This is a genomic window from Candidatus Kosakonia sp. 282A-S69, from assembly GCF_029433855.1.
Taxonomy (GTDB): Bacteria; Pseudomonadota; Gammaproteobacteria; order Enterobacterales; family Enterobacteriaceae; genus Kosakonia; species Kosakonia cowanii_A.
Genome location: NZ_JAROAU010000003.1, coordinates 2,640,363 through 2,657,783 on the forward strand (window position 1 = coordinate 2,640,363; position 17,421 = coordinate 2,657,783).

Genomic DNA, 17,421 nt, shown 5'->3' on the forward strand with positions numbered 1-17,421 from the left:
CTGAATCACGTTGCCAGTAAAGGTTAATGCGTTATTACGACGTGCTTGTAAAAAATAACGATTTAAAAACAGCAAGATAACGTCTTGCCTGAAGAGGCATCAGAAAAATTTTGACTCTACCCTAAATTTTTCTGATACTACTTTGCGGTTTGGCACTAAATGGTTGATTTTGCGAAGCATCCCCCCATACATTGAGAAACCGCTGTGTGTTGGTGGCCGTATAGATCACCGTATGCCGGATGTTCCGGTGCCCGAGATAATCCTGTATCAGACGCGTATCACGCCCCAAATCCGCCAGCGCGTAACCGCACCCGTGCCGCAACATGTGCGGATGAGCGGAGATACTGATCCCCCCCAGTTCGCCATAGCGTTTAAGCAGCAACCTCACCTGATGACGCGAGAGCGGCCCGCCTTTTTGCGAGAGGAAGAGCCAGTCGCTGTCCGCATCCCGCCAGCGGCGACGCTCGTTCAGCCAGCGCGTCAGCGCAGGCAGTTCGGTATCGAACAGCGGATGCTGCGTCGAGAGGCTGTTTTTGAGCCGCCGGACGTAAACCGACCGCCCGACCAGATCGATATCGGACAAGCGCATATCGCACAGCTCGCTGACGCGCAGCCCGTGTAAAAAACACATCTGGATGAGGCAGTAATCCCGCGCAAAGTGCAGCCCACGATCTGTTGCCAGCAATATTTGCTTCACCTCGTGGCGAGTCAGGTGTTTTCTCTTAACTGACATTGTCTTACTCCTTACTTTAAAAAGGGGAATAAAATCAGGCCAGTACCATGAATGTCGCCCGGCCTGAATCCAGCGACAGGATAGCATTTTGGAAAGGGGGAGTTGGGGAGATTATTTTGATGCTGGCATTTCGGGGAGGATATGTGACTAACAGAGAAGAGAGTCGGCAGCAGATATGCTGCGGGGAACGATCGCTTGCTGATAATTACCCCCTCCCGGCTCTGTGCCGGGAGGGGGTTTATATTCAGGCGACTTTCTGTTTACCGGAAATCACTCCTATAAACTCCTGCACCTGCTTCTGTTTCCGCGCTGAAAGCTTGCACGCCTGGCGCAGCGATCGCATCAGTTCGCTCTCTTCGGGTGCGGCTTTTCGGGCGGTGAGCACAATGCACCCTTCCATTACTTTCACATCGACTCCCGTACCGCTGTTGAAACCGGCGGCCTCCAGCCACTGCCCTTTCATAATAATGGCGGGAATACGGCTGTAATCCGGATAGCGGCTCGCATAAGTTACGGTCAGTTGACGGTTATTTGCCGGGGAGACTTCTGGTTCAAACGGTTGTGCAATAGAATGCGTGTCAGTCATGATTGCTATTCTCCGTAAATAGTGATTGTGATGAGCGGTGCGGGTGTGTTGCAGCACATCCGCATCGCGCTAAAAACCTGTACATATCACCAATAAACAGAAATAAAGTCCAGATAAAAACAGGATAAAATAAGAAGCTTCTGAAGCGATTTAAATATTAAGAAGTGAGATTTATTTTTTGAGAAAAAATAAAAAGCGCATCTGAAAGACGCGCTGAAAATAACTTATTAATTGAAGTTTTTATTCCTACTGAATAGAGCGTCCAGAATGAGTTTTTTCCGCCAGGCCTGGTTTTACGCCCACAAAGCAATCCTCTCAAAATTCTAATATTCACTACGACTGTATTGTTTCAGCTGCAGGTGGTCATTTTCACTCTTCTCCAGCGAGAACCGCGCGGCAAACAACTTACCCGGCCCGGTGTGCGGGTTTGTTAACTTATAATAAACCGCGTACCTGTCACCCGGCCTGAACTGAAAATCAAACGTGGGCAGGCATTGACCCTGAACAACGGGGAGTTGCTGCTTAGACTGACCAAAAGTTTTGTATACCTCACGGCCTGATTCAGTACCAAACTGCACAGAAAATATTTTATCGCCCGCCCTGGCCGGAACGGTGATGCATACCTGATTGTCGACCAATCGGGCTTGTGCGGGGTGCTCTTGAGGAACAGGATCCATAGGCCCTGGGCAGCCGGTGAGCAGAAATACAGCCGCGATTAAAATGAATTTATTCATCGTCTACCCTCGCCCATAAATGATTTTTTCATAGAGTGCAGGAACATCTTTTAAATGGTCTACGCCCCGGTAATTGCCCATCAGTTTATCTCCTTGATTATCACGCCATGTCCTCATTCCGTAGACCGTTAACAGCCAGTAGTCCGCGATGATAGATGCCTGCCTTTCGAGGCTATAATCCGTAAGCTTCTCTTTATCGAGCCTGTAAGTATAATCAGCAGCCCAGCTAAAAGAACCACGTAATCTTACCCATCGTCCTGTCTGGTGCTGCCAGACGTGCGCCAGTTCATGAATAAATAGATGCTTCAGACCGATTGATACTGATGCTTTTGAGTAGTCCGCAACATACTTCTCTTTTCTTAACCACAGCTCACCATTCGGTGTCATCGCAAACTTTGGATGCTGCCATCCAAAAGGTAAATAGCTATCGCAGTGTATCCATACCCGGCTATACACAATCGAATCACCATAGATCCTTCGAGCCATAGCTATCTCACCGGGAGTCATCAGACGCAACGTCCCTTCTTCTGGTTGCATATCAATTGCTGACATAATTAAGTCCTTTTAAACCATGAGAGCTAAGGATTTTATTGAGGGCTATTAGAATTGTCCAGACTTACAACGCTCAATATAAGAAAAGATAGGATAGAGAAAATAAGGATTTATAAACATGGGGAAGCTTTCATTGAGTTCAAATACAGAAATAAGAAATAGTTAAAATAAGTATTACTATCCCTATTTGATTAATCAAGTGATATTCATAAAGATTTATCTAGCCGGGATGTTCAACCAGATTTGCGCATGTTAGTAAATTTTTTGAGTGAGTAAGGTTGTTTAGGTTGACTGAAAAGCGCAGAAAGCCTTGCGGATACATGGTACAGGAAAATTAAGTGATCTTAGCCACTTTCTTTATCCTTTGGTGCGAAGGCCGGACTCGAACATCGTACTTACCTCATTGGTTTATATGTCATTTTCTGAATACAATATAATCAATACCATCATAAATACCATCACGCAACATAGTCATTTAAACGCATAACGCAATTTTTTATTGAAGTAAAGATAAAAATTGAACCAATACCCAAATGATGGTATGCTACAGGATGGTTTTCAATTCTAACATGGATTTAGGAAGCACTAATGCTTAACTTTGAACAAGTGCTAAACGACATCGAAAATCTTCTTTTTGGCAAACAGCTACAGCCAATTAATCCTTCTACGCCTCCACTATGTATTATAAGCATTGATCGTGAAAACGGTAAATATAAAGTCTCTTCTAATTCTGAATCTAAAACACGTTCATTATCAGAGCTTGAATCGATTTACAGCAATTTAAATATTAGAGGTTTTTGTAATGTAGAGCAGGTTCTTTACGGTAGTTCTTCGAGCAGGAACCAACCAGAAACAATATTTGCTAACTTACCCTATATTCAACATTTCAAGTATGAAAACAAAAAACATCTGTTATTGCGTAGTCATAATGTCCATGAGGCAGCGACATTATCAGAAGTTCAAGGCTCTGAATTTAGAATTTTAAGAAAAAAAATTGATAATTTTCTCAATTTGAATCTTGGGAAAATTTATGAACAGCAGGTTGAATTAGTTCAAAGCCTTGATGATGCTTATCAAATAGTTCTGAAGAAATTCCCATCTGAAATTGCTTCAAAAAAGGTTGAGGTTACTCTTAATAGATTTAAAGAGCTTTCCGCAGATATGGCTAACTCAGTTGTGACTCTTGATTATAATATAGAGGTGCCAACATTAAAAATTAGTAATAATACTACTGTAGAAGAACTTATAGAGTCACCCAATACTTATGGAGTAGATGAGGGTGAAAATGATACAACATCATCACAGTTGAACTTGGAATTAAAAACTCTACAAGCTAAACTTGGTGTTGCAAGAATTACTTCCAAGACTCCGGTTTTATCTCTCATTTTTGATCGGGTTCATTTTGGTGATATTGAACTACAACCTGACTTCCAAAGAAAAGATCGTATTTGGAATAATGAGAAGAAGTCTAAATTAATCGAGTCTATTCTCTTAAAACTCCCACTTCCTGTATTTTATTTTGGTAATCGAATCGCAGAAGATAAGTGGGTCGTTGTTGATGGTTTACAACGGATCACAACAATTTATGATTTTATGAGTGGAGAATTTAAACTTTCTAAACTTGATATCCTTGAGGATTTAAATGGTAAAGAGTTTGGTAAGCTTACTCGCACTGAACAAAGAGCCATAAGAGAATATGAAATCACGGCTTACTTTATAGAAATGAATAAAGATAGCACTGATCTCATAGTTGAATTATTCCACCGTATCAATACATATGGTGTTAAGTTAAGTGATCAAGAAATTCGTTCGGCCCTGAATCAAGGTTCAAGTGTTAAGTTTTTACGGTATCTGGCATCCAAAAACGAATTCAAACAAGCAACGCATGGTAAGGTTAAGCCTGATAGACAAAAGGATATGGAGCTTTGCCTTGCTGCTCTTGCATTTATAAATATTGGCTTTAAAAATTATAATTTTAATTCCTATGATAAGTTTTTATCAAAAGCCATGGAAAACTTAAATCTATATAAACTAAACTTATTAAACGAAAAAGAAATAGATTTAGGAAGTGCGTACATTTCGAATGAATGCAACGAGTATCTTCAAATAGAAAGAAAATATTTGAGGGCTTTAAACCTCGCCTATGATGTTTTCGGTGATTTAGCTTTCATAAAAGAGATTGGCTCTAATACATCACCTATAAGTAAGCAACTTTATGAAGTGATAATTTACTATTTCTATTATGTTACTGAGGAACAAGAAGAATTATTGCTTAAAAATTCTGATAAATTGGTTGATACCCTTTATTCTGCTATTGATAGCAATTCAAAAGAATATGCCACATGGGATTCACAGACTTACATTGAAGCAGAGCGAGGGTTTAAGGACTCTATCTCTACCTCAACAGGAAAGAAAATAACCATATTATATAGATTCAATTCTTTTGCGAAAATTCTTGAACAAAGCACAGGCATTAAGATTGTTAATGCTAATGAGGGTAATTGATAATGCTCCCTATTAAATCGATAAAACTCAAAAATTTTAAATCATACAAAGAGCAATCTTTTGATTTGTCAGGTCTAAATGTATTTTGTGGTAATAACTCTGTCGGTAAGAGTACAGTAATGCAAGCCATAGGTATGGTGTTACAGTCTGATTTTGGTAGTAAAAATGATATAAAGTTAAATGGTGAACTGATAAACATTGGTCGTATTGACGATATTATTAATGACTTTATTTCAGATGATGATCAACTGAAAATCACTCTATCAGTTAAAGAATGTGAAGTCAGTTGGGGGGTTACACAAGAGGACTCAGCAAATCTTCGTAATGAACTTCCATGTATTTCAGGTATGGATAGCATTAAAAAAATCAAAGACTTTATAAATGCAAGTAATTTTCAATATATTGAAGCCGAACGTATTGGTCCAAGAGACAATATTTCTTTATCACAACACAATTTTCATAGCGATTGGTTGGGGAAAAAAGGTGAATATGTCATCGAAGTATTAGACAATATAATGAATAGACAAGATAGACTAATACTGAAAGATGGTAATCCAAACAAAGACGACCCAAGAATACATCATAATTATAATAATGTCAGGGTTGCGAATAATATACAGGCATGGATGGATGAAATATCCCCAAATTATAAAATACATCCAAAATTGGAAGTTAATGCAAACATTGCTTATAACACAATACAGGCTGAGTCAGGAAAACAAACTAAACCCAAAAATATTGGTTTTGGTTATAGCTATGCTTTGAGTATTGTCTCAGCATTACTTTTAGCAAAACCCGGCGAATTAGTAGTTTTAGAAAACCCGGAAGCCCATTTGCACCCCAGAGGACAAAGCTATATGGGTAGATTAATAGCTTACACTGCTCAAGCGGGAGTACAGGTATTGATAGAAACTCATAGCGATCACCTTCTCAACGGAATCCGTGTCGTAGCAAGAACATCTCCTGACTTTTCACCTGAGCTAATTTCGTTATTTTATATTTCACATGAGAATAATGAATCTACTGCAGAAAAGATATCTATTGGCAAAGATGGAAAACTTTCAAGTTGGCCGAAGGGCTTTTTTGATCAACAAACACTTGATATGTATACAATAATGACAGGATCTTTCGACATTCCTAATATCACTAAATAAGGAAATAGGATGAAGGCTGGAATTTGCTTATTTATCGAAAACCTATCCTTTGAAGAGGATAATTTAGATATTTTAACGAAGATTTTAAGACTACAAGATTTTGTATCTAAAGTATGTTCTGATTTCAAAAAATTTTTTCGTTCAAATACCTTTGATCAAAAATTTATCGAATTTATTATGTCAACCTCATCTGACCATGGGGGTCTGATGAATGAATTTTATAAGATAAAATCTGAGGTGTTAGATTTAAATTGTGAAAATCTGCAGTTATTAATCAATAATCCCCCCCCCATCCATTTAGGTAGATTATTATCCGTGTACAAAGATCCACTTTGTACTTCCCCTATCAGCGGAACCACTGGATTTATAGAAAATGAAGAAGACCTTATTCTATTTTGTAAGAGTATTCTAGAAAATCACCCAAGAAGCTCTGAGGAATATGCTTCTGCAATCCAGGAGGTTTTCAAGAATATAATATTCTTAGATAATCCACCATACACATTTAATGCTATCGACAAAATGGAAGGTGGATATGTAAACTTTCTTAAAGGCATTACTGAATTTTTATATTTCGTTAATAGTTACAAAATAATACCAAATGATTCTTTAAATAATATTAATGCAATGAAAGCATCTCTAATATATCCAGTAACACCAGAGGGGGGAGGAAAAAATCGTCGTTCTATTGGAGAGTTGAAAAGAGATTTCAAAGTTAACGGTGTAATATATAAAAATGTAAACTGTGAGTTTCATTATAAATTAGAATATGAAGACGGTTGCAATAAAACAGGAACGTATAGATACAACAGGATATATTTTGGTTTTTTTAACAAAATCCCAACAGAAAATCCTAAGATTGCAATAGCACATATTGGTGATCATTTATGAAACTGAAATGTTCTCCCATAGATGAAGGGAGAACAAATTTCATTTTTATTTCTGCTTAATAAAAACATCTGTATTTCGCTTGCTAACTAAATCAGCGATGTAATCAGCAATAGTTTCTTGTGACTTCAAGCGTGTGTAGCCCAAATTGTATTTTTTAATAAGAAATAATAAATCGTTTTTGTGTAGTTCTTTAAGAGCATCGAAAATAGTGTCTTTATCTTTTCCTTTAAAATCTTCAAATAAATTGATGGTGGATGCAACATCACTGATTACAGGTTCAGTCACAATGGAAGATGTTGGCTTTATAGATTTTCCTGGTTTTTTATTAGCTATGAGATCTAAAATAATTTCAGGTTCTCTACCAATTGATTCCGCAAGCTCAGAAAGAACTCGACTAAAAGCTATAATATCCTTTTTGGAAATTTGAGTCATTTTCAATCCTCAACACATGCGATAAATTCATTGGTAATGGCTTCAATGATTGCCTTTGTATCGTAAAAGTCTTGCTTTTTCTGGGCAATTGAAGAAGTTATGAACGGTTTGGAGTCTGTGGGAGCCTCTGCAACTGAGATTCGTTGGGGGAATTCATTATCGAAAACAAAGTTACCTAACTGACCCGATCTTAGCTCCTGCATGGTAGATTTATGTAGATTAGTTCGATAATCGACTTTAGTAAAAATAATGCCACCAAGCTCAATTTTACAAGCTGTTTTTTTAGAAACAAAATTGTCTATCCGGTTAAGAATCAAACTTATACCAATTTTTGATAAGATATCAGGGACTGTTGGGACAATGTAGTAATCACTGATGGATATGCCATTTAATGTGATAGCCCCCAAATTAGGTGGGCAATCAATTATAATGTAATCATATTCCTCTTTAATAGGCTCAATAGTATTTCCAAGCACATCTACATGACTAACATATGCTTTTGTGTCCATATCAGGAATATTATCTTGTATTTCAACGAAATGAATGCTTGAAGGTAATAAATCTAATCTTTTTATCCCACCGACATCTTTTAGTATAGCTTTGTTAATATCAAAGTCATTAGTTCCATTTAATCTATCATTAAAAAGGTGGTACAGTGTTTGCCCTGAATCATGTACTTCTTGCCATTTATTCTGATCTACTAAAGAAACTGTTGCATTCGTTTGTGGATCTAAATCAATCACTAAAACTTTATATCCTTTTTTTGCAAGCACGGCAGAGATATTGACTGAAGTTGTCGTTTTTCCGACACCTCCTTTTAAATTAATAAAACTAACTATTTTTGTCATTCCTTTTTCCCTCATGATAGCTGACAAGATTGGTTTTCATATTACGTGGAAATCAAATGATAATCTATAATAAATCCTTTCGATTTATTATATCATCTAATATATAATAACTAAGATCATTTATCTATCAATGTTGGTTAGAAATTTGGGGAAATATAAAAGAATAACTTTTATAATCACTTCGAATACTAACATAACGTTATCAATTGTCGGTAGCCCAATTCCTTCATCGAAAAAAATGGTCAGTTAGTTATCATTTCAAATTGAACTATTAGAATAAAAACCAAATTACATAACATATGGTTTAGCACCCTATTTCTTTTTTGAGATAGTGGTGCTACAGTTTTTAGTTGAAACGTTCATGAGCTATTTTTTGTAATAATTTAAATTAATTAAAAAATTTTACATAATGTATATTAATCACTGCTGGGAGCTTAAATGACACCATCATTAAAACGATTTTTTTTTAGGAAAATAATTATCGAGGGCATCTTTTTCTTGGGTTTATTGGTAGCCCTTAGTATCAGCATTAAGTACCTTGTGGATAAATTTGATTTAGAAATATTTAATTTAACAACACCTTTAATGACAATATATAAAGAAGACATTCTTTTAATTAGTGCAATGATAGGTGGTTTATTCATTTCATTTTTTTTCAAAAAGGTCGGCAAGTCAGTTAAGTCTCTAAATGATTGTGCATTATTCTTTTCTGCGGCAATTGTATTATATAAAACTTATGATCAAAACCCTAATGATATTTTGACATTAATAGAGAATGCTATTGACATGCATACTCTTGCTCTATTTAAGGCTATGATTTTACTATGTTCTTTTGCAAAATTCTTTATATCGATCTTAGAGTTTTATTTCGAAAAATTAGCAGAGTTCAATAAAAAACATAATACCAAGGATGAATTAATCTCCAATTTATCAAATGCAATAAGCTTACTGCGTAGTATCAAAAACTCTAAAGATCGTCATAGCCCTTTCTAAAAAATATAAACCCCATTATACCGAATGCTATTATGAATATAGGTTATGTACACCTAATACTTCGAAAACTATCTCACTGCCTTGCAAATAAACGGCAACCAAAATAATGTAAGTTATTTTGTAAGGTTTTATGCCAAAATATGGGGCCAAACTTTACATTTTTATAAAAGAGTTTTCAGCCCAATCTGATATCGAATTATCCGTTTCGATAAACTCCTAATTTCATCAGGGCATTTAATTAGCGAGAACCATGTCTCATAAACATAAAACTGTTCGAAAATATTAAGCTCAGAGATCGAATCTAACGGTTCTCTTAGATTCCCCACTAAATACTGGCTTAACCAGTAAACAATCTTTCTGTTAAACTCATTATCAGGTAAATCGTAAATCGCTCCGGGTTCGAAAATTTCACAAAAAAGTTCCTGACCCAGATTACACATATGGTTATCTTCACTCACAAATTCTTCGATATTCATAACATGTCTCCCCAAATTAACTAAGCAACATTATTTCGACTTGTTTCGATAACTGATTGAATCCACTCGTCAACTTCACTCTCGATAAAAGCAACGGCACGAACTCCTATCTTAACGGGTGCCGGAAACCGACCTTCACTGATCAGACGATAGATCCAGGCCTTGCCGAAACCAATTCGTTTCAAGACTTCTGGTAAACGAATTAAGCTTTGATTGGTTGTATTCATTTGGCTGTCTCCTCCGCTTCCGTTAAGGAGATATTAGCCACACAGATTTGTATCTATGAAGGGAGTGCTGATAACTGAAAATTTAGATGAGGGAAGAATGGAGAGAAATTTAGGGGAAGAAAAATATTTTCACCATCCCCTTGACAAATGCATGATGATTTATAGCTAGAGAGATCCGAGTTCTGAAATCGGTATGTTGGTGAGATGACTGTTTTTACTAAGAAAGTACTCCAAACTACGAGTTATCTCTCCATTTAAAGCCTTCTCAGCAACGGGCCTATCTGTATCTTTAATGTGATCTTCGCCTCTAATCTCGTGAGTGAAATCAGGATACAACACACGAGACAAGACCATATTTGAGATTTTTGCTTTTTTGAATTTTGACCAAATTAGTAGGTCCATCATAGGAATAATGTTGTAATCGATAAGTTTTCTTATTTTTGCGAGCCCTATCTTTTCTGTTTTTACTGGATCAATCTCGTATTCTTTCCTTAGAGTTGGAAGCATAGTTTGCAGGGCTGATATAATTTCCTCATCACTAGATAACCCCAAATCAAATGATACATACATCTTGCTGCTATTTTTGTTGAGAAAAAAGTCTCTCATGGTTTGTGTTATGGGTTTATTTTTTAATTCTTTCTTGAAATCACCATTCTGTTCAAAGAAATCCATATCAAACATTATTAGTTTTTTTTCTAATTTTTCTATATCACCGAAACTTATCTGTACAACATGTTTTTGTCCCTTAACATAGGGATCATGATAATTTTCTTGTCTACTTAAAATAGGATTACCGTCAAGGATTGACTTCAAATTTTGATTTTCATCTTCCCATTCAAAATTTATACTATCAAAAATCACTTCTCTAAACACAATTTCTCTATGCAGTTCCTTGATTGTAACCGATTTTATCGGTTCGTAGTTATCAAGATTAAACCAGTTCTTCAATTCCTCAAAGGGGCTAATTGCTCTCATAAACCGCTCTTAGAAATAATCATTGAAAAAAACATTAAATTTGATATTTATTTATAAAATAAACACCTTCATATTTTAATACTAATTTTCAGTTAACCAACCAGAGCAAAGTAATTTGCTCCGGTAACTGATTATGGAGTACTAATGTGTCACACACTTTTCCATGAATGCATCGAGGAAATCGTCTGTAATTCCTTGAGGATTCCTTCTTGCACATAATGAATAGAGTTCCTCTACAGCAGAATAGGGGAAGAATCGAGTATCTAATTCTTTAAACTGTGGCATATTAGAAAACTCTATAACTTTATTTCTATATTCGTCAGGTGCCACAACGGTCCAACGTATATTTTTTAACTGTGGTGCATAATCATAAAATTGTTTCATTCTTACCAAACCACTTTTAATACCAGTGCTATGTTCAATCTCCATAACTGCAGGCATTAATTTTCCATTTCGAAACCAAATGCAATCTATAAGCCGAGCTTCCTTGATAGCTTTATCATATGATTGAAGCACTTGTTCATTTCTTAAATTATCTATGACCCCATCCATTTGGGCTATAGATTTTCCATTATATTGGAGGCCTCGATCATTTGCTGCAACCCATGTTCGATAACCTAAGTAATGACCTATTTTTACTAATGAGATTTGAATTTGTGCATGACGTCTTTTTTCCTCAATCGTCATTCCTTTAGTAGGTAAGATTGTCTCTATATCAACTGATTGATGGACAACATCTAAATTCATCTCAGAAATTATAACATTAGTAATATGTTCTATTGCTACACCATTTTCATGTGGGTCATTTGGTCTATAAATAAGGTGCTTGTGACCTTTTTTAATGTTTTTCTGAGTGTTCATTACCTCAAGGCGATCAAGCTTACACCAATAAAACTCAGGAGTATGGGCCAAAAGGCTTTCGAGAACAGCACGTGTATTATAGCTTGCACCAAAAATACGATCCAAATTGACAGGGACATCTTCCTGTAAAGCATTAGCCAATCTCCACAGCATTTGTGTGGAGATGCTTTCCGATTTAGAACTATGTAGTGTCTCACCCTTTTTTGGATCGAATCTTTTAAATTCTATTGGGCCTTCGGGAAGTTGGACATTCGTTACAATGATTCTTCCCGAATTTCGCACATTTACATAATTAAACTGCGTGTTTCTTGGTAGATTGGCAATCGCCTGTGCTAAGTTCGCCGCAGTTACTCTCATATTCGATTCCTAAATGCTCTATAATAGATTTGGCAATACCGGCCGCTGCTAAGTAGGGTACACCGTTACCGACTGTTTTAAACATATTAGACAGAGTCATATAAGCAGGTAATTCAAATTCTTTTGGTAAAGACTGAATTGCTAATGCTTCGGCAACAGTAATTCTTCTTGGTTTATAAGGATGTAAATGTACCTCATTATTACCATAAGCAGCAGTTGGTGAAAATCTCCATCTATGCAATCTTTTATAGGATTTTTTACTATCGTCCCCTTCTTCGACAGTCAAAAACCTCGCAAGCCCTGCTCTTGCCGCGAATACATGCTTTGCATTTGGATGATTATCAACCTGGTTTTTCTTGAACCAATGCTCTACTGTTAACTCTTCTGGGATACCCTTTGGTTTTATAACAGAAGTGTTTTCTGAAAATTGGTTTGTCGTCGGCCAATTATATTCAAATGCAGTTCTTTCAGGGTAGACTCTTTGCCCCCAATTGAACTGACTTGCATATTTTTCATCAAGGAAACCAATCAATATGATTCGTTGCCTATCTTGAGGAGCACCATACTCAATAGAATTTATTAGTTTTTCATGCAAACAATAACCAACCGATTCTAATTGAGTTTTTAAATGGTCAAAAAACTCCCTATGTTTACTGGTACGGTATAGACCTTTAACATTCTCAAAAAGAAAGAAATCTGGTTTCATTTCAAGAATGATATCAATATAGCTTTGTGAAAGCCGACCGTTTTCACCATCTCGACCTTTATTTTTACCCGCTACAGAGAAATCCGGGCATGGTGGACCACCAATAAATCCAGTCAATCGCCCCTCATTTTTAAGTTGAAGCATAGAAGACTTAATTTTTTCATGTTCTACATCTTCAATACTGCACTCTGCATACCCAAAACGAGGTGGTGCTATATTTAATTTTTTCCTCGAATGTTTATATGCATCCATAAACGGAGCATGGTATTCATTCACGAAAACCACTTCATAACCATTTTTTTCAAATCCAAGATCAAGAAATCCTGAACCAGAGAAAAAAGAAAAAATTGCGGGGTTAATTGTGGACATTTTTTACCTATTAAATTTAAATTAAAAATATAGCCATTGTAATCATATCACACGGCTATGCCAGTGGATAGTTAATCGTTGATCAAGCTACTTTGTTGTAAAATCAAAGGGACTGATAAACCTATCTTTCAAGGCATTAAGGTAATCAGCCCACCACTGCAACATAAGCCTTCTTTCATCAAGGTGTTCTGCTTTATGAATGTAGGCAGCACGAACGGAGTTTCGCTCTTGGTGGCTCATCTGCCGTTCAACTGCATCCCTTGACCATTTTCCCGATTCGATCAACGCACTACATGCCATCGCACGAAAACCATGTCCACATACTTCAACAGTAGTGTCGTAGCCCATAGACCTTAAAGCCTTGTTTACCGTGTTTTCACTCATAGGCTTTCTAAAATCATGATCACCAATGAACACAAGTTCACATTCACCGCTGATTTCTCTGATAGCTTTGAGGAGTTCTAAAGCCTGACGACTTAACGGCACGAGGTGTGGGGTCTTCATTTTTGAGCCTCGATGAGAATGTTTGACCCCTGGCAATGGCTCACGTTCCCCAGGGATAGTCCACATGGCATTGTCGAAATCTATCTCTGACCAACGAGCAAACCTGAGTTCACTTGACCGAATGAAAATGAGCAATGTGAGTTTCACGGCTAACTTCGTGAGTTTTCTACCCTTGAAACTATCAATTCGTTCTAAAAGTTCTGAGAATCGTTCGAATGGTAAAGCTGGCCTGTGGACTCTTTTAGCTACCGCAATAGCTCCTGCCATCTCCTGAGCAGGGTTGTAATCTATCAGCCCATTCTGGACAGCATATCTCATTACTGCCGTTGTTCTTTGCTGTAATCGGGCAGCAACTTCCAATCGCCCCGAAGCTTCAACAGCCTTGATAGGGGCAAGGAGATCTCTGGTATTAAGTTCGGATATTTTTCTTCTACCAATAGCAGTAAAGAGACCATCTTCCATGCTTTTTAGAACTCTCTCGCTGTGGGAATCAGACCATTTCCTTTTACAGGCAGTATGCCAGTCCCTTGCGACAGACTCGAATGTCAGAGCTTCGCTCTGCTCGATCTTGTCTGCTTTTTTCTTCTCGGAAGGGTCGATACCATCAGAAACCAACTTTTTGGCCTCATCTCGTTTCCTGCGAGCTTCACCAAGAGAGACCATTGGGTAGACACCCAATGCTAAAACTTTCTGTTTACCGTCGAAACGATATTGAAGTCGTCAGTATTTTGAGCCATTGGGGTTGATCAGCAAGTGCATCCCCTGCCCATCAGTGAGTTTGAAAGGTTTGTCGGAGGGCTTGGTAGTTCTAACTTTGATATCGGTGAGAGCCATCAGTTGATACCTCCAGTGTTGGTATCAAAATCTATCGAACCGGGAATACCAACAGTTATACCATCATCAGTTGGTATATGTTCAAGGAATTGAGTAGACGTGGACAGACTAAGGAAAGCCAGGAACCTGCTTAACTCGCTGTTTTTATGGACTAAAGTAGACGTTAGTAGACTTGAAAAAAGCTTTGTATGGTGCCGAAGGCCGGACTCGAACCGGCACGTATTTCTACGGTTGATTTTGAATCAACTGCGTCTACCGATTTCGCCACTCCGGCACGGAAGGGGATGCGGAAACGTGTTGGATTATACCTGTCAATCGCCTCCATGCAAGCAGCGCCGCGCGTAACGCCTGCCAAGTGCTGAAATTTTCAGCGCTAAACCGCCCCCTCACCTCCCCTCATAAATTCACCAAACCAATTGTTCGGTGATTTACATCACTGCGCATTTGTTATGTGATCGCGTAACATTCACCGGTAATCCATCACCAGGAAAACCTATGCGTTTTTACCAGGTCGATCCCACGCTGGAGAACTACTGGCGGGGAGTGATCCTCTTTGGCAACAACTTCGCGACCTATAAGTTCGCGCTGGCGCATGCGCTGTACGATATCGACCGCAGCAACACATTCATCTCCTTGCAGGATTTGGCGATCCCCTTTAGCCAGCATATCTGTGCGCACCTGAAAAACGCACCAAAGCAGATCCTCAACACCAGCAAACCTGGCCCCTTTATCACCGCCTGCTTGCAGTTTAATCGGGGCGAGATTAGTTACGATGAGCTGTTGCAGGTGACGGCGAAGCAGGGTTTTAAAGTGGTGCTGAAGGCGTTCCATAACGTCAACGGTGGGCCGATTGAGAAGCAGTTTTTTATTGATGAGCAGCGCGAAGGCAAAGGCATTCGCCTGACGGATGATTTTTACCGCCTGACGCAGACGCCGCAGTTCCAGAACCTGGTGCATGAGACGGATGCGCGCTGGACGCTGGTCGAAAAGGCCTGGGAGATGAACCTGCCGCCGCAGCTGCTGGACGTTCACTATGATGACCAGCAACAAACGCTCTTTACCCAGCTTAAAAGCGCGCGCATCACGCTGACCAGTTGCCGTAACAGCCTCAATGGTTACCAGAAAGGGCACTGTTTTTACTGCCATGCGCCGATCAGTCTCGAAAACGGCGATCCGTTATTAGCCGACGTCGATCACTTTATCCCGTTGATGGCGCGCGCAGGTTTGCCGGGCGTCAACCTCAACGGCGTCTGGAACCTGGTGCTGGCCTGCCAGAGTTGCAACCGTGGCGCGCAGGGTAAGTTCGCCCAGTTGCCAACATTGCCGCTGCTGGCGCGCCTGCATGCCCGCAATGAGTATTTTATTAATAGCCGCCTGCCGCTGCATGAGGCGATTATCAACCAGACCGGTAACAGCGAGCCGAAGCGCAAAGCCTTCCTGAATGACCGCTGGAATGCGGCGCTGGCTTCTCAGCTGAAAACCTGGGCCCCAGAGAGAGAACAACAGCGAGTGCTATGATGACGATGAACTACTACCAGAACCATGCACAAACCTTCTTCGACGGCACGGTCGATCTCGATATGTCGCCGCTGTACGCCGACTTTATGGTGCACTTGCCGGAACAGGCGTGCGTGCTGGATGCAGGATGCGGCTCCGGGCGCGATGCGCTGGCCTTTGCCCGCAAAGGTTATAACGTCGAAGCGTTCGACGCCTCTGCCGAACTGGTGGCGCTGGCGCGTCACTACAGCGGGCTGCCGGTCAAGGAGATGACCTTCGACCAGCTGAATGAAACGCAGAAGTATGACGGGATCTGGTGCTGCGCCTCGCTCCTGCATGTCCCGTATAACGAACTACCTGCGGTGATAAACACCCTGGCGCGCGCGCTGAAACCCGGCGGCATCTGGTATCTGTCGTTTAAATATGGCGACAGCGAGCGCGAACTGGCGGGCCGCCGTTTTAGCGATATGACGGAGACCCGGCTGACCGCGCTGCTGGCCCCCTTGCCTGAGCTGATAATCCATAAAATGTGGATAACACAGGATCAGCGCCCCGATCACGATGAAAGCTGGCTAAACGCGCTGGTTAACAAGCGCTAACCCGCCTGCAAAAACAGCGCCCGCTCCGCTTCGCGCCGCCGCGTCAGGCCGGGCAGCACTCTGCCGCCCGCTTTGTTCCAGCGCAGGAACTGGTCGGCGGCCTGCGTATAGTCGCCTTGATTTAACAGCTTGAGCAGCGTCGAGCTCTGCAAGTTCCCGGCGCCGAGGTTGAAGGTAAACGACACCAGCGCATCAAACTGATTCTGGTCGAGATCGACCGTCACCAGCCGGTGCACACCGCGCTCGCTCACCTGTAAATCGTGGCGCAGTAGTGCGTCAGCCTCCGCTTCGGTGATAGGGTGTGGAAAGCTCTCGTTCGGCAGGATCAGGTGACCGTAGCCAATGGTCCACTTGCCAACGGCATCGCGGTACTTCTCCAGCCGTAGCCCTTCAAATGATTTGATTAACGCGACGCCAGCGTCGCCGGTGTGTTGCGGTTGATTCGCCATCATCGTTGCTCCTGTAGAGAGTGTGGCGCTGAGCGCTGCGCCCTCATTTGAGGATGGTTCGGACACATCGTGTTGCAAAGTCACGGCGGCTTAATATGCGGATGGAAAATCCTAAAAAACGCGGCTTTCAGAGCAATCGCTT

18 protein-coding genes, 1 tRNA gene and 1 pseudogene are annotated in these 17,421 nt (G+C 39.9%); 6 read left to right on the forward strand and 14 right to left on the reverse strand.

Annotated features, from left to right (window positions below; translation table 11 throughout):
• Positions 1-121 precede the first annotated feature (121 nt).
• The 4 genes from PU683_RS18125 to PU683_RS18140 form a co-directional block, all read right to left on the reverse strand.
• Entirely contained in the window at positions 122-733 is a 612-nt protein-coding gene (locus PU683_RS18125; protein WP_277173906.1) for a tyrosine-type DNA invertase, read from the reverse strand.
• A 244-nt stretch (positions 734-977) separates the two neighbouring features.
• Complete coding sequence (gene symE / locus PU683_RS18130; protein WP_277173907.1) at positions 978-1,319, reverse strand: endoribonuclease SymE; 342 nt, start codon at positions 1,317-1,319, stop codon at positions 978-980.
• A 323-nt stretch (positions 1,320-1,642) separates the two neighbouring features.
• Positions 1,643-2,053 (reverse strand): putative T6SS immunity periplasmic lipoprotein, encoded by a 411-nt coding sequence (locus PU683_RS18135; protein ID WP_277173908.1) that lies wholly within the window; start codon positions 2,051-2,053, stop codon positions 1,643-1,645.
• A gap of 3 nt (positions 2,054-2,056) precedes the next feature.
• On the reverse strand, positions 2,057-2,596 hold the full coding sequence (locus tag PU683_RS18140) for a type IV secretion protein Rhs (protein ID WP_277174329.1): 540 nt from the start codon (positions 2,594-2,596) through the stop codon (positions 2,057-2,059).
• A gap of 597 nt (positions 2,597-3,193) precedes the next feature.
• Between PU683_RS18140 and PU683_RS18145 the strand changes: the two genes are divergently transcribed.
• From PU683_RS18145 to PU683_RS18155, 3 genes are read left to right on the forward strand one after another with little or no spacing between them, the layout of a single operon-like run.
• Complete coding sequence (locus tag PU683_RS18145; RefSeq protein ID WP_277173909.1) at positions 3,194-5,110, forward strand: DUF262 domain-containing protein; 1,917 nt, start codon at positions 3,194-3,196, stop codon at positions 5,108-5,110.
• 2 nt (positions 5,111-5,112) lie between these two features.
• On the forward strand, positions 5,113-6,264 hold the full coding sequence (locus tag PU683_RS18150) for a DUF3696 domain-containing protein (protein ID WP_277173910.1): 1,152 nt from the start codon (positions 5,113-5,115) through the stop codon (positions 6,262-6,264).
• A 9-nt stretch (positions 6,265-6,273) separates the two neighbouring features.
• Positions 6,274-7,152, forward strand: coding sequence for a hypothetical protein (locus PU683_RS18155; RefSeq protein ID WP_277173911.1), 879 nt, complete (start codon positions 6,274-6,276; stop codon positions 7,150-7,152).
• A gap of 45 nt (positions 7,153-7,197) precedes the next feature.
• Here the strand turns inward: PU683_RS18155 and PU683_RS18160 are convergent, their stop codons facing one another.
• Together PU683_RS18160 and PU683_RS18165 are read right to left on the reverse strand one after the other, a co-directional pair.
• Positions 7,198-7,584, reverse strand: a complete 387-nt coding sequence (locus tag PU683_RS18160; RefSeq protein ID WP_274919795.1) for a hypothetical protein — start codon at positions 7,582-7,584, stop codon at positions 7,198-7,200.
• 2 nt (positions 7,585-7,586) lie between these two features.
• Positions 7,587-8,432: a ParA family protein gene (locus PU683_RS18165; RefSeq protein ID WP_274919794.1), complete on the reverse strand. Its 846-nt coding sequence runs from the start codon at positions 8,430-8,432 to the stop codon at positions 7,587-7,589.
• 438 nt (positions 8,433-8,870) lie between these two features.
• Between PU683_RS18165 and PU683_RS18170 the strand changes: the two genes are divergently transcribed.
• On the forward strand, positions 8,871-9,425 hold the full coding sequence (locus tag PU683_RS18170) for a hypothetical protein (protein WP_277173912.1): 555 nt from the start codon (positions 8,871-8,873) through the stop codon (positions 9,423-9,425).
• A gap of 161 nt (positions 9,426-9,586) precedes the next feature.
• Here the strand turns inward: PU683_RS18170 and PU683_RS18175 are convergent, their stop codons facing one another.
• The 7 genes and pseudogenes from PU683_RS18175 to PU683_RS18205 form a co-directional block, all read right to left on the reverse strand.
• A complete protein-coding gene (locus PU683_RS18175; RefSeq protein ID WP_277173914.1) occupies positions 9,587-9,901 on the reverse strand; it encodes a hypothetical protein in 315 nt (104 codons plus the stop codon).
• Positions 9,902-9,921: 20 nt separating this feature from the next.
• Entirely contained in the window at positions 9,922-10,128 is a 207-nt protein-coding gene (locus PU683_RS18180) for a helix-turn-helix transcriptional regulator (RefSeq protein ID WP_277173915.1), read from the reverse strand.
• A 165-nt stretch (positions 10,129-10,293) separates the two neighbouring features.
• A complete protein-coding gene (locus PU683_RS18185) occupies positions 10,294-11,103 on the reverse strand; it encodes a DUF6387 family protein (protein ID WP_103848391.1) in 810 nt (269 codons plus the stop codon).
• A gap of 141 nt (positions 11,104-11,244) precedes the next feature.
• Positions 11,245-12,321, reverse strand: coding sequence for a hypothetical protein (locus tag PU683_RS18190; protein ID WP_032301165.1), 1,077 nt, complete (start codon positions 12,319-12,321; stop codon positions 11,245-11,247).
• Positions 12,257-13,396: a DNA cytosine methyltransferase gene (locus tag PU683_RS18195; protein ID WP_059236049.1), complete on the reverse strand. Its 1,140-nt coding sequence runs from the start codon at positions 13,394-13,396 to the stop codon at positions 12,257-12,259. Before PU683_RS18195 ends, PU683_RS18190 begins: the two co-directional genes overlap by 65 nt.
• Before the next feature lie 87 nt (positions 13,397-13,483).
• A pseudogene (locus tag PU683_RS18200) lies at positions 13,484-14,734 on the reverse strand (tyrosine-type recombinase/integrase).
• Positions 14,735-14,923: 189 nt separating this feature from the next.
• A tRNA-Leu gene (locus PU683_RS18205) sits at positions 14,924-15,008 on the reverse strand.
• Positions 15,009-15,229: 221 nt separating this feature from the next.
• Between PU683_RS18205 and PU683_RS18210 the strand changes: the two genes are divergently transcribed.
• Together PU683_RS18210 and PU683_RS18215 are read left to right on the forward strand one after the other, a co-directional pair.
• The gene (locus PU683_RS18210) at positions 15,230-16,252 is read left to right on the forward strand and encodes an HNH endonuclease family protein (protein WP_277173916.1); all 1,023 of its coding nucleotides are present in this window, start codon (positions 15,230-15,232) and stop codon (positions 16,250-16,252) included.
• Positions 16,252-16,830: a class I SAM-dependent methyltransferase gene (locus tag PU683_RS18215; RefSeq protein WP_277174330.1), complete on the forward strand. Its 579-nt coding sequence runs from the start codon at positions 16,252-16,254 to the stop codon at positions 16,828-16,830. The genes PU683_RS18210 and PU683_RS18215 overlap by 1 nt, the downstream gene beginning before the upstream one ends.
• On the opposite strand, the gene PU683_RS18220 is transcribed toward PU683_RS18215, so the two are convergent.
• Positions 16,827-17,279: a lysozyme gene (locus PU683_RS18220; protein ID WP_277174331.1), complete on the reverse strand. Its 453-nt coding sequence runs from the start codon at positions 17,277-17,279 to the stop codon at positions 16,827-16,829. The genes PU683_RS18215 and PU683_RS18220 overlap by 4 nt on opposite strands.
• Between the last annotated feature and the right edge of the window lie 142 nt (positions 17,280-17,421).

Excerpts from the sequence above, each read along its gene's own strand:
- PU683_RS18145 (WP_277173909.1), top strand. The coding sequence starts at position 3,194 with ATGCTTAACTTTGAACAAGTGCTAAACGACATCGAAAATCTTCTTTTT.
- PU683_RS18165 (WP_274919794.1), bottom strand. The coding sequence starts at position 8,432 with ATGACAAAAATAGTTAGTTTTATTAATTTAAAAGGAGGTGTCGGAAAA.
- PU683_RS18190 (WP_032301165.1), bottom strand. The coding sequence starts at position 12,321 with ATGAGAGTAACTGCGGCGAACTTAGCACAGGCGATTGCCAATCTACCA.
- PU683_RS18135 (WP_277173908.1), bottom strand. The coding sequence starts at position 2,053 with ATGAATAAATTCATTTTAATCGCGGCTGTATTTCTGCTCACCGGCTGC.
- PU683_RS18175 (WP_277173914.1), bottom strand. The coding sequence starts at position 9,901 with ATGAATATCGAAGAATTTGTGAGTGAAGATAACCATATGTGTAATCTG.
- symE (WP_277173907.1), bottom strand. The coding sequence starts at position 1,319 with ATGACTGACACGCATTCTATTGCACAACCGTTTGAACCAGAAGTCTCC.
- PU683_RS18180 (WP_277173915.1), bottom strand. The coding sequence starts at position 10,128 with ATGAATACAACCAATCAAAGCTTAATTCGTTTACCAGAAGTCTTGAAA.
- PU683_RS18215 (WP_277174330.1), top strand. The coding sequence starts at position 16,252 with ATGACGATGAACTACTACCAGAACCATGCACAAACCTTCTTCGACGGC.
- PU683_RS18155 (WP_277173911.1), top strand. The coding sequence starts at position 6,274 with ATGAAGGCTGGAATTTGCTTATTTATCGAAAACCTATCCTTTGAAGAG.
- PU683_RS18125 (WP_277173906.1), bottom strand. The coding sequence starts at position 733 with ATGTCAGTTAAGAGAAAACACCTGACTCGCCACGAGGTGAAGCAAATA.
- PU683_RS18150 (WP_277173910.1), top strand. The coding sequence starts at position 5,113 with ATGCTCCCTATTAAATCGATAAAACTCAAAAATTTTAAATCATACAAA.
- PU683_RS18170 (WP_277173912.1), top strand. The coding sequence starts at position 8,871 with ATGACACCATCATTAAAACGATTTTTTTTTAGGAAAATAATTATCGAG.
- PU683_RS18220 (WP_277174331.1), bottom strand. The coding sequence starts at position 17,279 with ATGGCGAATCAACCGCAACACACCGGCGACGCTGGCGTCGCGTTAATC.
- PU683_RS18210 (WP_277173916.1), top strand. The coding sequence starts at position 15,230 with ATGCGTTTTTACCAGGTCGATCCCACGCTGGAGAACTACTGGCGGGGA.
- PU683_RS18195 (WP_059236049.1), bottom strand. The coding sequence starts at position 13,396 with ATGTCCACAATTAACCCCGCAATTTTTTCTTTTTTCTCTGGTTCAGGA.
- PU683_RS18160 (WP_274919795.1), bottom strand. The coding sequence starts at position 7,584 with ATGACTCAAATTTCCAAAAAGGATATTATAGCTTTTAGTCGAGTTCTT.
- PU683_RS18185 (WP_103848391.1), bottom strand. The coding sequence starts at position 11,103 with ATGAGAGCAATTAGCCCCTTTGAGGAATTGAAGAACTGGTTTAATCTT.